The sequence below is a fragment of the Pseudomonas sp. MDT1-17 genome, from assembly GCF_054898105.1.
In genome coordinates this window covers 2,094,484-2,108,944 of the sequence record NZ_JBUBVM010000001.1, presented here as the reverse complement: position 1 = coordinate 2,108,944, position 14,461 = coordinate 2,094,484, and the positions used below count along the sequence as shown (strand labels likewise).

Here is a 14,461-nt window from a genome sequence, read left to right as displayed (position 1 = left end):
GAGGAGCTATTCATGAAAGCGCCCCGCGTGACCCTTGATCAATGGCGAACGTTACAGGCCGTGGTCGACCACGGCGGTTTCGCCCAGGCCGCCGAAGCGCTGCACCGCTCGCAATCGTCGGTGAGCTACACCGTGGCGCGCATGCAGGACCAGCTCGGCGTGCCGCTGTTGCGCATCGACGGCCGCAAAGCGGTGCTGACCGAAGCCGGCGGCGTGCTGCTGCGCCGTTCCCGGCAACTGGTGAAACAGGCCAGTCAGCTGGAAGACCTGGCCCATCACATGGAACAAGGCTGGGAAGCGGAAGTTCGGTTGGTAGTCGACGCTGCGTACCCGAGCGCCCGCCTCGTCCGCGCCTTGACCGCGTTCATGCCGCAGAGCCGTGGCTGCCGGGTGCGTCTGCGCGAAGAAGTGTTGTCGGGCGTGGAAGAAGTCCTGCTCGAAGGCGTGGCCGACCTGGCTATCAGCGGTTTCAGCATCCCGGGTTACCTGGGCGCGGAATTGAGCGACGTCGAGTTCGTCGCGGTCGCCCATCCCGAACATCCGTTGCATCGCCTCAATCGCGAACTGAATTTCCAGGACCTGGAAAGCCAACTGCAAGTGGTCATCCGCGACTCCGGTCGCCAGCAGCCAAGGGACGTTGGCTGGCTCGGCGCGGAACAGCGCTGGACCGTCGGCAGCCTGGCCACCGCGGCGACTTTTGTCAGCAGCGGCCTGGGTTTCGCCTGGTTGCCTCGGCACATGATCGAACGCGAACTCAAGGAAGGTCTGCTCAAGCTGCTACCGTTGGACCAGGGCGGCAGCCGCAACCCTAGCTTCTACCTCTACTCGAACAAGGACAAACCCTTGGGTCCGGCCACGCAGATTCTCATCGAACTGCTGCGCACTTTCGACACCGCGCCGCTGGATGCCCCTTTTGCCGCCCCTGAACAAGCCTGACACGGAGTGTAAACATGGCCTATTTCGAACACGAAGGTTGCAACCTGCACTATGAGGAATATGGCCACGGCACGCCGTTGCTGTTGGTTCACGGGCTGGGGTCCAGCACCCTGGACTGGGAAGAGCAGATCCCGGCGCTGTCGGCCCGCTACCGGGTGATCGTCCCGGATGTGCGCGGCCACGGTCGCTCCGACAAACCCCGCGAGCGCTACAGCATCGCCGGGTTCAGCGCCGACCTGATTGCCCTGATCGAACACCTGAACCTGGGCCCCACTCATTACGTGGGCTTGTCCATGGGCGGCATGATCGGTTTTCAACTGGCCGTGGATCAGCCGCAATTGCTCAAAAGCCTGTGCATCGTCAACAGCGCGCCCGAGGTCAAACTGCGCAGCCGCGACGATTACTGGCAGTGGTTCAAGCGCTGGAGCCTGATGCGTGTCCTTAGTCTCGGCGCCATCGGCACGGCCCTTGGAGGAAAGCTGTTCCCAAAACCGGAGCAGGCAGATTTGCGACAAAAAATGGCCGAGCGCTGGGCAAAAAACGACAAACATGCTTATCTCGCCAGCTTCGATGCGATCGTTGGCTGGGGGGTTCAGGAACGACTTTCGAAGGTCTCCTGTCCAACCCTCATCGTCAGCGCCGACCGTGACTACACACCGGTCTCGCTGAAAGAGACCTACGTAAAACTGCTGCCCGATGCGCGGCTGGTGGTGATCGCCGATTCGCGCCACGCCACCCCGCTGGATCAACCCGAACATTTTAACCAAACCCTGCTCGAGTTTCTCACCGCAGTCGACACCACCCCAATCAGGATTACTGACCCATGCTGAAAAAAATCGCCCTCGTCGCTGGCTCCGTTCTGTTTGCCGCCAACCTGATGGCCGCCACGCCGGCCAAGGCGCCGCACGTGCTGCTGGACACGACCAACGGCCAGATCGAAATCGAACTGGACGCGGTCAAGGCCCCGATCAGTACCAAGAACTTCCTTGATTACGTCAACAGCGGCTTCTACAACAACACGATTTTCCACCGTGTGATTCCTGGGTTCATGGTCCAGGGCGGTGGTTTTACTAAAGAGATGACGCAAAAAGAAACCAAGGCGCCGATCAAGAACGAGTCCAAAAACGGCCTGCATAACGTCCGTGGCACGCTGTCCATGGCCCGCACCTCTAACCCTGATTCGGCCACCAGCCAGTTCTTCGTCAACGTCAAAGACAATGACTTCCTCGACAGCGGTGACGGCTATGCGGTCTTCGGTAAAGTCGTGAAAGGCATGGACGTGGTGGACGTCATCGTCAACTCGCAAACCACCACCCGTGGCGGCATGAAAGATGTGCCGGCCGACCCTGTGTTCATCAAGTCGGCCAAAGTCATCGACTAAGCTACACAGGAAGTCTTGAGCGGCTGCCGGAGTGCGCCGCTCACACTGTTCAAAGGAGAGCCCGTGCGCGGGCGGAGAACTGATGCTTTATCGCCGTTTTGAGAAACTGATCGACATTTTCCGCGATGCCCCGACGGCCGCTCCGCCGGATCGGGTTCTCCCTTTTTATACTTATTATCTGAAGCAGGTCTGGCCGAGTTTCGCCGTCCTGCTGATCGTCGGCCTGTTCGGCGCACTGATCGAGGTGGCGCTGTTCAGCTACCTGAGCCGCATCATCGACCTGGCCCAGGGCACCCCGAACGTCAATTTCTTCAAGGATCACGGCATCGAGCTGGCCTGGATGGCCGTGGTTGCACTGGTTCTGCGCCCGGTGTTCGTCGGCCTGCATGACTTACTGGTACACCAGACCCTGAGCCCCAGCATGACCAGCCTGATCCGCTGGCAGAACCACAGTTATGTGCTCAAACAGAGCCTGAATTTTTTCCAGAACGACTTCGCCGGGCGTATCGCCCAACGCATCATGCAGACCGGCAACTCGCTGCGCGATTCCGCCGTGCAAGCGGTGGACGCGCTGTGGCATGTGCTGATCTACGCGATCAGTTCGCTGGTGCTGTTCGCCGAAGCCGACTGGCGCTTGATGATCCCTCTACTGACCTGGATCGTCGCCTTCATCAGTGCCCTTTACTACTTCGTGCCACGGGTCAAGGAACGCTCGGTCGTGTCCTCCGATGCGCGCTCAAAACTCATGGGGCGGATTGTCGATGGCTACACCAACATCACCACCCTGAAGCTGTTCGCCCACACCAACTTCGAGCAGCAATACGCTCGCGAAGCGATCAAGGAACAAACCGAAAAAGCCCAACTGGCCGGCCGGGTGGTCACCAGCATGGACGTGGTCATCACCAGCATGAACGGCTTGCTGATCGTCGGCACCACCGGCCTGGCGCTGTGGCTGTGGACGCAGTCGCTGATCACCGTAGGCGCCATTGCCCTGGCCACCGGCCTGGTGATTCGTATCGTCAACATGTCCGGCTGGATCATGTGGGTGGTCACCGGCATTTTCGAAAACATCGGCATGGTCCAGGACGGTTTGCAGTCCATTTCTCAACCGGTCAGCGTTACCGATCGCGAGCAGGCCAAACCGCTGACGGTGACCCGTGGCGAAGTGCGTTTCGAGCACGTGAATTTCCACTACGGCAAGAAGAGCGGGATCATCGGCGACCTCAATCTGACCATCAAGCCTGGCGAGAAAATCGGCCTGATCGGTCCGTCCGGTGCCGGCAAGTCGACTCTGGTCAACCTGCTGCTGCGCCTCTATGACGTGGAGGGCGGGGCCATCCTTATCGACGGGCAGAACATTGCTGAAGTCGGCCAGGAAAGCCTGCGCGAGCGTATCGGCATGATCACCCAGGACACGTCCCTGCTGCATCGCTCGATCCGCGACAATTTGCTTTATGGCAAACCCGACGCCACCGACGCTGAACTCTGGGAAGCGGCGCACAAGGCCCGAGCCGACGAGTTCATCCCGTTGTTGTCGGACGCAGAAGGCCGCACCGGTTTCGATGCCCACGTCGGTGAACGTGGCGTGAAACTCTCCGGTGGCCAGCGCCAGCGGATTGCGATTGCTCGCGTGCTGCTCAAGGACGCGCCGATCCTGATCATGGACGAGGCCACCTCGGCGCTGGACTCGGAGGTCGAAGCGGCGATCCAGGAAAGCCTGGAAACCCTGATGCAGGGCAAAACCGTGATCGCCATCGCCCACCGGCTCTCGACCATCGCCCGGATGGACCGGCTGGTGGTGCTGGAAAACGGCAAGATCGCCGAAACCGGCAGCCACGCCGAACTGCTGGCCCATGGCGGGTTGTATGCGCGGTTGTGGCAGCACCAAACGGGGGGGTTTGTCGGGATCGATTAAATCTTCTGATCGACAGTAACCCTGTGGGAGCGGGCTTGCTCGCGAAGGCGGAGTGTCAGGCAACAAATATGTCGACTGATACACCGCCTTCGCGAGCAGCCCGCTCCCACAATAGTGAGTGTGATCCCCCAGGCTCAGTCTTGCCGGTAAGGCAAGGCCGTCCTCGCTTCCTCGGCATACGCCAGCACGCCAACGCGCTCCTGCTGCAGGAAGTCTTTGACGGCGGCTTTCAGACCAGGATGACGCAAGTAGTGCCATGAATGAGTGATCACGGGTTCAAACCCGCGAATCAACTTGTGCTCGCCCTGGGCACCGGCATCGAATCGCTGGAAGCCGTTGGCAATCGCGTAGTCCATGCCTTGATAGAAACAGGTCTCAAAGTGCAGACGGTCGAACTCTGCAAGACAGCCCCAGTAACGGCCGTAAAAACTGTCTCCGCCCACCAGACTGAAGGCCATGGCCACCGGCCGTGAGCCTTGCTTGGCCAGCACCACGCGAATCGACTCCGGCATGCCCTCGGCCAACAGGCTGAAAAAATCCCGCGTCAGATAAGGCCTTTGCCGACGCACTGCGTAAGTGTTGGCATAGCAGGCATAGACAAAATCCCACTGCACCTGATCGAGTTGCCTGCCTTCAAGCCATTCGAAATCAATGCCCTGCCCCGCCACTTGTTCGCGCTCCTTGCGCATCTGCTTGCGCTTGCGCGAACTGAGGACGTCGAGGAAGTCTTGAAAATCCCGATACCCGCGATTCTGCCAGTGGTACTGACAGCCGATTCGCTGCAACCAGCCCGGCTGCTCGGCCAATGCTGCGTCGGTGAAAGGATCGGTGAAGTTGATGTGGGCGCTGGAAAGTTGTTCGATCTCAAGGTAGCCGGGCAGGCTTTTCAACAGTTCGAAACCGTCCTCGAGCGTGGCCGCCAGCAAACGCGGACCGCTGACCGGACTGAACGGCACAGCCGTCAACAGTTTGGGGTAATAGTCGATGCCGGCACGCTCACACGCATCGGCCCAGGCGTGATCGAACACGTACTCGCCGTAGGAGTGCCATTTGCGGTAACTGGGCAGCGCGGCGATCAGACGATCGCCTTCGATGTGCAGCAAATGCTCGGGCTGCCATCCGGAATGGGGGCTAATGCTGGCGCTGTCTTCCAGCGCGCTCAGAAAAGCGTGACGCAAAAATGGCTGAGTATCGGGGACCAACGCATCCCACGTGTGCGGGGCGATTTCCGACAGGCTTTGCAGACGTTGCAACGGCATCACCATCCTCACTCTTCATGGCGTGAAAGCACCGCGAGTATCGCTTATCGCTCTGCATTGCACACGAGCAATTCGACGACAGCGCTCTAGCTCAATAGTTCGAGACGACTTTATATCGTCATCGAGCTGCCATCACATTGCCACCGCTCTGTCATAAACCATCGCGATACTGGCGCCTGTTTTTAGAGCGTCGGGTTCTAACCCGGCCACTGTTTTCCGTCCGTCAACGGTCGGTTGTGCCTGGATGGCTCAGTCATCCCATTACATCTTCGGAGATTGATATGCGTCTTGCTTCCACGAAAACTGCGGCGGCCTTGTGTGGTGGCCTGCTGCTGGCCATGAGCGTTCCGGCCAGCGCCGCAGTCGACGCCAAACTGCTCGACATGCTCAAGGCAAACGGCTCAATTTCGCCTGCGCAGTACACCGAATTGCAAGCCGAGCTGGCCAGGGATCAGAAAGACCAGCAAATCGCCCGTCAGGCTCAGCAAGAGACCAACGAGCAGATCGCGGCAACTGCGAAGAAAACCAATGAGCTGAGCACCTTCGACCAAAAACTGGCGTGGGCTGCCAAGACCCAGTTCAAGGGCGATGTTCGTTTCCGTCAGGAAACAGTCAAGAACGATGGTGTTTCCAACACTGGCGACCAGGACCGTCAACGCATTCGTGTGCGCCTGGGTGCCTACACCGAAATCAACCCGCAAGTGGACACCGGTATTCGTATCGCCACTGGTAGCGACAACGATTCTCGCTCGACCAACCAGAGTCTGGACAACAACTTCACCAAGAAGGATATCTGGCTGGATCAGGGCTACGTCGACTACCACCCGACTGCCATCAAGAATTTGCACTTGATCGGCGGCAAGATGCCGCAACCATGGGTGAGCATGGGCGACATCATCTGGGATAGCGACATCAGCCCGGAAGGTCTGGCAGCAACCTACAAGCACGCGCTGGGCCCTGTCGAGATGTTCGGTAGCGCCGGTCACTACACGCTCAAGGACAACGTCGACGGCGAAGGCAAGCAGTTCCGTCATGACCTGCGTCTGTACGCGGGCCAGTTGGGCGCGCGTTTCGCGATCACCGACAACTTGAAAATGACGCTGGGCGGCAGTATCTACGCTTACGACAACGACAACGACATCAACAATACGTGTGCCGCGGCAACATGCCGACTGGCCGTCAACGGCAACACTGCGAACGAACAATTCAAACTGTACGAAGGCTTTGGTCAGCTCGACATTGGCGGCCTGCCAATGCCGCTGTCGCTTTACGGTCAAATCGTCAACAACGACGATGCCAGCAACGATCAGGACATGGGCTGGCTGGCTGGCGTCAAGACCAAATTCTACGGCTTCGGAGTGGACTACAACTACCGCGACGTACAGCGTAATGCGGTGGTCGGCGCCTTCACCGACTCCGACTTCGCCAACGGTTTCACCGGTTCGCGTGGCAGCAAGTTGAAAGTGAGTTACGAGATCGACAAGAACTTCGCCCTCGGTGCGACGTACTTCATGGCTGATTCCGACTACACCAACGCCAACTTGCGGGATTCGAAGATCAACACCCTGCAACTGGATGCTGAAGCCAAGTTCTGATTCCCCGCTACACGACTCGGGCAAGGAAGCCCGAGCCGCTTTTACAGACTCGCGCTGGTGTATCGGTCCCCATCATCCGTCCGATACGCCAGCGCGAGTCTTTTTGTTTGTGCAAAAAAAGATCGCAGCCTGCGGCAGCTCCTACACCGACCGTATTCCAACCGCGATATCGCGTTGAAATCCAATCCCGTGTAGGAGCTGCCGCAGGCTGCGATCTTTTAAGGCGAACTCAACGCTTGCGCAGAATCACGCTACCAATCGAGTAACCAGCGCCGAACGAGCTGAGCACTGCCAGCGAACCGGCGGCCAAATCATCCTGATATTTGTGGAACGCAATCACGGAACCGGCGGAGCTGGTGTTGGCGTAGGTGTCGAGAATCACCGGAGCTTCTTCTTCAGTGGCTTCACGGCCCAGCAGTTTCTTGACGATCAGGTGGTTCATGCTGAGGTTGGCCTGATGCAGCCAGAAGCGTTTCACGTCGCTGATGTTGAGCGTGTTCTCGTCCAGATGCGTGGCGATCAGCTCGGCGACCATCGGGCACACATCACGGAACACCTTGCGGCCTTCCTGCACGAACAGTTTGTCCTTGGCACCGATGCCCTCTTCCGCCGCGCGGTTGAGGAAGCCGAAGTTATTGCGGATGTTGTTGGAGAACTTGGTCAACAGCTTGGTGCTGACCACGTCGAACTGATACTTGGACGTTGCCAGGTCAGCGCGCTCGATGATCACCGCAGTGGCCGCGTCGCCGAAGATGAAGTGGCTGTCACGGTCGCGGAAGTTCAGGTGACCGGTGCAGACTTCCGGGTTGACCATCAAGATCGCGCGGGCCTGGCCCAGTTGCACGCTGTTGACGGCGGCCTGAATGCCGAAGGTTGCCGAGGAGCAGGCGACGTTCATGTCGTAACCGAAACCCTGAATGCCCAAGGCTTCCTGAACTTCGATGGCGATGGCCGGATAAGCCCGCTGCAGGTTGGAGCAGGCGACGATCACGCCGTCGATGTCCGCGGCGGTCTTGCCGGCGCGCTGCAAGGCTTGCTCGGCGGCACCAATGGCCATTTGGCAAAGCACCGACCACTCGTCATTCGAGCGCTCCGGCAGGCGTGGCGCCATGCGTTGCGGGTCGAGAATACCTTCCTTGTCCATGACAAAGCGGCTTTTGATGCCAGAGGCTTTTTCGATAAACGCCGCGCTGGACTCGGTCAACGCTTCGATGTCGCCGCGCGCGATGGCGTCGGCATTGTCGGCGTTGAATTGCGCGACGTAAGCATTGAAAGACTGCACCAGCTCTTCGTTGGAGATGCTGTTGGCCGGGGTGTACAAGCCGGTGCCGCTGATGACGACGTTATGCATGGTCGTTTCTCTAATCTGGTCAGGCAGAAAGTAGTGGCACCGACGTACCAATACACAAAGAGTCTATTCCCCTCACGGGAAGCAAACCTGGCATCGCTTATTCCGATCCGCCCCGGCCTGTGAAGGCTCAAACCGCGGGGCCGGTGTTTATAGGCGCGAAGTTTGCCATAAACGTTGGGGTTTGGCCCCTTTTGCGAGATCGAAAGCTACGGCTCAACTTGCGTCCACTGCTTGTTCAAACGCTTATCGGAGATTGGCACCTTGGTCCCCAGTTGCTGGGCGAACAGCGAAACCCGGTATTCCTCAAGCCACCAGCGATAGAGTTCCAGTTGCGGATCGCGTTTGCCTTCCTGGGCGTGTTTTTTCGCGCGGGTCTGGTATTGCGTCCACAGGCCGGACAGTTCGCCGCTCCAGACCCGATCCCTCTGAACCTGAGCGCCGATTTTCTCGAAGCGCTGTTCGACAGCTTTCAGATAGCGCGGCAGCTCCTTGAGCCACTGCATCGGGGTTTCCCGTACAAAACCCGGATACACCAGATGGCTGAGTTGCTGCTTGATGTCGTTCAAGGCCACGGCTTGCGCCAGGTCGATCTTGCCCTTGAAGCGTTTTTGCAGGCCGTGCCAGAGCTTGAGAATCTCCAGCGTCAGCTTCGCCAACCGTTCGGCGTGCTCGGTCCAGCCGCCGCGCTTGCGTTCGGCCAGTGACGCCAACCCGGCGCCATCACGCGGCAACGGGTCTTCACCGTCGAGAATACAACTGTCGAGGCTGGCCAGCAGGATGTCTTCCACCAAGGCATCGATACGCCCCAATTCGCGGTACATCAAACCCAGCTCGGTCAGCCCCGGCAACTTGCCGCGCAGGAACTTCGCCGGCTCGGCCAGTTGCTGCATCAGCAAGCGCTGCAAGGCACGGCGATGTTGGAACTCGGCCTCGGCCGGGGTCGAGAATCGCCCTTCCTTGACTGTGCCGCTCTCTTCCACCAGCGCCGGATAGACTGTCATCGACAACCCGGCGATCTTTTGCTGGGTTTTCTCGGCGACGGCGGCGAAGACTTTCGGCTCGACCGGTTGCTGGTTTTTCGCGGTTTGTGGCACGGCCAACGCGGCCTGACTGGCCTCGGCAAAACGTGCGGTCAGTTCCGCCAGATCACGTCCCTCACCGAGGAACTTGCCCTGGCCGTCGACGATTTCCAGGTTCATCCGCAAATGACTGTCGACCTGCTGCGCCGCTTCGGCCCAGGCTTCATCGCTGACCCGCGCCCCAGTCATGCGCAACAGTTCACGGCCCAACGCCTGCGGCAACGAGCCCTCGGCGAAGGTCATGCGCTGCAACGCGGCTTTGACGAAGTCCGGCACCGGCACGAAGTTCTTGCGCAGGGCTTTGGGCAGGTTGCGCACCAGCGCGATGCACTTGGCCTCGATCACGCCCGGCACCAGCCATTCCAGGCGTTCTGGTGGCAGCATCGGCAACAGCGGCGCCGGCACGCGCAGGGTCACGCCGTCACGCGGGTGGTTTGGCTCGAAGTGGTAATTCAGCGCCAGTTCCAGATCACCGATGTGCAAGGTGTCCGGGTAATGCAAGGCGGTGACTTCACTGGCCTCGCGAGCCAGCACGTCTTCTTCGCGCATGATCAGTAGCTGTGGATCTTTTTGGCTGTTGACCCGGTACCAGCTATCGAATGTGGCGGTCTGGTGAATCTCCGCCGGCAGTCGCGCGTCGTAGAAGGCGAACAGGGTTTCTTCATCGGCCAGGATGTCGCGACGGCGAGCCTTGGCTTCCAGTTCGTCGAGCTGTTCCAGCAGTTGCGCATTGGCCGTCAGGCACTTGGCCTTGGACTGAATCTCGCCACGCACCAGGCCTTCACGAATGAAAAACTCACGAGACACCACAGGGTCGATCGGCCCGTAATGCACCGGCCGGCGACCGACCACGATCAGCCCGAACAAGGTGATTTGCTCGAATGCCACGACCTGACCGCGCTTCTTCTCCCAATGGGGTTCGAAGTGATTTTTCTTGATCAGGTGCCCGGCCAGCGGCTCGATCCAGTCAGCGTCGATCTTGGCGACCATCCGCGCGTAAAGCTTGGTGGTTTCCACCAGCTCGGCAGCCATCAGCCATTGCGGACGCTTCTTGCCCAGACCCGATGACGGGTGAATCCAGAAGCGCCGCTGACGGGCGCCAAGGTAGTCGCCGTCTTCGGTTTTCTGGCCGATCTGGCTGAGCAGCCCCGAGAGCACGGCTTTGTGCAGTTTCGGGTAATCCGCCGGCTCTTTGTTGAGGCTCAACTGCATGTCGCGGCAGATCAGGCTCAACTGGCGATGAGAGTCGCGCCATTCGCGCAGACGCAGGTAATTCAGGAAATTCTTGCGGCACCAATTGCGCAGCGGACTGGCGGTGAGGGCCTGGCGCTGCTCTTCGAAACCACGCCACAGATTGACCAGCCCGGCGAAGTCCGAGTCCACGTCTTTCCACTGCGCGTGCGCCTGATCCGCCGCTTGCTGACGCTCCGGCGGACGTTCGCGCGGGTCTTGAATCGACATGGCGCTGGCGACGATCAGCACTTCCTGCAAGCTGCCGAGTTTTGCCGCTTCCAGCAGCATGCGGCCCATACGCGGGTCCACCGGCAACAGCGCCAACTGCCGACCCAGCGGGGTCAGCTGGCTATTGCGGTCGACCGCCGAGAGTTCTTGCAGCAGGTTAAAACCGTCGCTGATCGCCTTGCCATCCGGCGGCTCGATAAACGGGAAATCGGTGATCTCGCCGAGGCGCAGATGCAGCATCTGCAAAATCACTGCGGCGAGGTTGGTCCGCAGGATTTCCGGGTCGGTAAATTCCGGGCGACCGATGAAATCTTCCTCGCCATAAAGGCGGATGCAAATGCCCGGCTCGACCCGCCCGCAGCGACCTTTACGCTGGTTGGCGCTGGCCTGGGAAATCGCTTCGATAGGCAGACGCTGGACCTTGGCGCGGTAGCTGTAGCGGCTGATGCGCGCGGTGCCGCTGTCGATCACGTAACGAATGCCCGGCACCGTCAGCGAGGTTTCCGCGACGTTGGTCGCCAGGACCACGCGACGGCCAGGGTGCGACTGGAAAATCCGCTGCTGCTCGGCCGGCGACAGACGTGCGTAGAGCGGCAGAATCTCGGTGTGCTTGAGCTGCGCCTTGCGCAGCATGTCCGCCGCGTCGCGAATCTCGCGCTCGCCGGGCAGGAACACCAGCACATCGCCGGGGCTCTTGCGCTCGCTGCGTTCGAACGCGGCGATTTCGTCGAGGGTGGCGAGAATGGCCTGATCCACCGTCAAGTCATCCTCGACGCGGTTGCCCTCTTCGTCCTGCTCCAGGGTCAGTGGGCGATACCAGGTGTCCACCGGGAAGGTGCGGCCGGAGATTTCGACAATCGGCGCATCGTCGAAGTGCTTGGAGAAACGCTCGAGGTCGATGGTCGCCGAGGTGATGATGACTTTCAGGTCCGGGCGACGCGGCAGCAGGGTTTTCAGGTAACCGAGCAGGAAGTCGATGTTCAGGCTGCGTTCGTGGGCTTCGTCGACGATGATCGTGTCGTAGCGTTCGAGGTAGCGGTCGTTCTGGGTTTCCGCCAGCAGGATGCCGTCGGTCATCAGCTTGATCAGGGTGTTGGAATCGCTCTGATCTTCGAACCGCACCTGATAGCCAACCAGCGCGCCCAACGGCGTCGCCAGTTCTTCGGCGACCCGGCTGGCCACGCTGCGCGCAGCGATTCGACGCGGTTGCGTGTGGCCGATCAGGCCATGCTGACCGCGACCGATTTCCAGGCAGATCTTCGGCAACTGGGTGGTTTTACCCGAACCGGTTTCACCGGCAATGATCAGCACCTGATGTTTGAGCAGCGCTTCTTTGATTTCGTCGCGTTTGGCGGCGATCGGCAGGCTGTCGTCGTATCGAATCACTGGCAGGCTGGCACGCCGCGCCAACACCTGATCACAGGACGCCTGCATGCGCGTCACCCACTGGGCCAGCTTGGCCTCATCAGGTTTTTTGCGCAGCTCAAGCAACTGCCGCCGCAGCCGGTGGCGGTCGGCGAGCATGGCGTGATCAAGGTTTTTCAGCAGTTTGTCGATGGAAGGCGATTCGTCAGTCATCAGGTACGCAATAAGTTGTCTGGTGGCGCAGGGGGCGGATTGTCGCAGATTTTACGACCGCTGCGCGGCCGATCGCGAGCAGGCTCGCTCCCACATTTAGTGGTCGCTATAGATCCAATGTGGGAGCGAGCCTGCTCGCGATCGATTGCGCAGCAATCGCAGAGAACTATTCGTTGTCCTGGCCCTTGCGCCGATACGGAAACACATCAATCACCTTCCCCGCCCGAATCGCCTCCTGCAAGCTCCTCCAGTAATCAGCGTTGTACAACTCACCATGCAACTGATCAAACAACTTGCGCTGCCCCGAATCAGCAAACAAAAACGGCGGAAACTCCTCAGGAAACACATCCAGCGGCCCGATCGAATACCACGGCTCGGACGCCATCTCATCTTCCGGCGTACGCGGTTGCGGGATGTGACGGAAGTTGGCTTCAGTCAGGAAGCAAATCTCGTCATAGTCATAAAACACCACCCGCCCATGACGAGTGACGCCAAAGTTCTTCAGCAACATGTCACCGGGAAAGATGTTAGCCGCCGCCAGTTGCTTGATCGCCAGACCGTAATCTTCCAGCGCCTCGCGGACCTGAGCGTCGTTGGCGTTCTCCAGATAAAGGTTCAACGGCGTCATCCGCCGTTCGGTCCAGCAGTGGCGGATCAGCACGGTGTCGTTCTCGACCGACACCGTGGACGCGGCCACCTCAAGCAGCTCTTCCAGGCATGCCGGGTCGAACTTGCTCAACGGGAAACGGAAGTCGGCAAACTCCTGGGTGTCGGCCAGGCGCCCGACCCGGTCGACGCTCTTCACCAAACGGTACTTCTCGATCACCGTGGCGCGGTCGACGTTCTTCGACGGCGAGAAGCGGTCCTTGATGATTTTGAATACGGTGTTGAAACCCGGCAGGGTAAACACGCTCATCACCATGCCACGCACACCCGGGGCCATGATGAACTGGTCGTCGGTGTTGGCCAGGTGATTGATCAGCGCCCGGTAGAACTCGGACTTGCCGTGCTTGTAGAAACCGATCGAGGTGTACAGCTCGGCAATGTGCTTGCCCGGCAGAATACGTTTGAGGAAACCGATGAACTCCGCCGGCACCGGCACGTCGACCATGAAATACGAACGGGTGAACGAGAAGATGATCGACACGTCCGCTTCATCGGTGATCAGCGCATCGATCTGAATCCCGCGGCCTTCGCGGTGCAGCAGCGGAATCACCAGCGGCCATTGTTCGTCCTGGGTGTAGATGCGCCCCACCAGGTACGCGCCCTTGTTGCGGTAAAGCACCGAGGAAAACAGTTCGACGCTCAACTCCGGATCCTTGCAGACCCAGTCCGGCAGGTTCTCGCGCAATTGCCCTTCGAGTCGAGACAGGTCGCCCGCCAGGTTGGCGTAATCCTCGCTGAAGCGGTAGTCGGCAAAAATGCTCGCCAGCATCCCGGACAATTGGCCCTGGGGCTTGTACGTGCGGGTTTGTGCGGCACGGGCCCGGCGCAGGCTCGGCCGGGTGGTGTGGATGAACATGCAGCCGTCGCTGATCAGGTCGTGGCTGAACAGCCCGCAGAAGATCGAGTTGTACCAGGTCTCGGACAGTTCATCGTCGAAGCGCAGGTCGATCAAGGTGATGTAAGCGCTCTTGACCAGCGGCCAGCAACTGACATCCAGCGTGTCGGCGTCGAAAGCGATGCGCAGCCGTTCCACCGTTTCGCCGACTTTTTCTTCGTAGAGATTGATCCGCGCCGCCGACGCCGATTGCGTCTCCTGCCACTTGGCCTGCTCGAAGCGGGCTCGGGCGCCGTCGGTGATCTGGCGGAAATGCTCGCGATAATCGTCAAAGCCATCGAGGATCATTCGGGCGATGTCGGCGGCTGGCCATTGCTGCGGCATAGGTAAAACCTCGGCGGCTGA

At 59.9% G+C, this 14,461-nt stretch carries 9 protein-coding genes; 5 read left to right on the top strand and 4 right to left on the bottom strand.

Translation table 11 applies throughout. The features are described 5' to 3' along the window. Positions 1-12 precede the first annotated feature (12 nt). The 4 genes from ACYZTX_RS09695 to ACYZTX_RS09680 all read left to right on the top strand — a co-directional run bounded on the left by ACYZTX_RS09695 (position 13) and on the right by ACYZTX_RS09680 (position 4,232). Positions 13-936, top strand: a complete 924-nt coding sequence (locus ACYZTX_RS09695) for a LysR family transcriptional regulator (RefSeq protein WP_033056127.1) — start codon at positions 13-15, stop codon at positions 934-936. A gap of 14 nt (positions 937-950) precedes the next feature. Beyond that, positions 951-1,766, top strand: a complete 816-nt coding sequence (locus tag ACYZTX_RS09690; protein WP_462033877.1) for an alpha/beta fold hydrolase — start codon at positions 951-953, stop codon at positions 1,764-1,766. Then, complete coding sequence (locus tag ACYZTX_RS09685; RefSeq protein WP_462033876.1) at positions 1,760-2,317, top strand: peptidylprolyl isomerase; 558 nt, start codon at positions 1,760-1,762, stop codon at positions 2,315-2,317. The genes ACYZTX_RS09690 and ACYZTX_RS09685 overlap by 7 nt, the downstream gene beginning before the upstream one ends. Before the next feature lie 82 nt (positions 2,318-2,399). Continuing rightward, positions 2,400-4,232, top strand: a complete 1,833-nt coding sequence (locus ACYZTX_RS09680) for an ABC transporter ATP-binding protein (RefSeq protein WP_462033875.1) — start codon at positions 2,400-2,402, stop codon at positions 4,230-4,232. A gap of 134 nt (positions 4,233-4,366) precedes the next feature. Here ACYZTX_RS09680 and ACYZTX_RS09675 read toward each other — a convergent pair whose 3' ends face one another. After that, positions 4,367-5,491 carry a GNAT family N-acetyltransferase gene (locus ACYZTX_RS09675; protein ID WP_462033874.1) on the bottom strand — a complete coding sequence of 375 codons (1,125 nt, stop codon included), beginning with the start codon at positions 5,489-5,491 and terminating at the stop codon, positions 4,367-4,369. Between the two features lie 281 nt (positions 5,492-5,772). On the opposite strand from ACYZTX_RS09675, the gene ACYZTX_RS09670 reads away from it, so the two are divergent. Beyond that, positions 5,773-7,086 carry a putative porin gene (locus ACYZTX_RS09670; RefSeq protein WP_462033873.1) on the top strand — a complete coding sequence of 438 codons (1,314 nt, stop codon included), beginning with the start codon at positions 5,773-5,775 and terminating at the stop codon, positions 7,084-7,086. A gap of 229 nt (positions 7,087-7,315) precedes the next feature. On the opposite strand, the gene ACYZTX_RS09665 is transcribed toward ACYZTX_RS09670, so the two are convergent. The 3 genes from ACYZTX_RS09665 to aceK form a co-directional block, all read right to left on the bottom strand. Further along, entirely contained in the window at positions 7,316-8,437 is a 1,122-nt protein-coding gene (locus ACYZTX_RS09665) for a beta-ketoacyl-ACP synthase III (RefSeq protein WP_462033872.1), read from the bottom strand. 206 nt (positions 8,438-8,643) lie between these two features. Continuing rightward, a complete protein-coding gene (gene hrpA / locus ACYZTX_RS09660; protein ID WP_462033871.1) occupies positions 8,644-12,555 on the bottom strand; it encodes an ATP-dependent RNA helicase HrpA in 3,912 nt (1,303 codons plus the stop codon). Between the two features lie 166 nt (positions 12,556-12,721). After that, entirely contained in the window at positions 12,722-14,440 is a 1,719-nt protein-coding gene (gene aceK, locus ACYZTX_RS09655; RefSeq protein ID WP_462033870.1) for a bifunctional isocitrate dehydrogenase kinase/phosphatase, read from the bottom strand. Positions 14,441-14,461 lie beyond the last annotated feature (21 nt).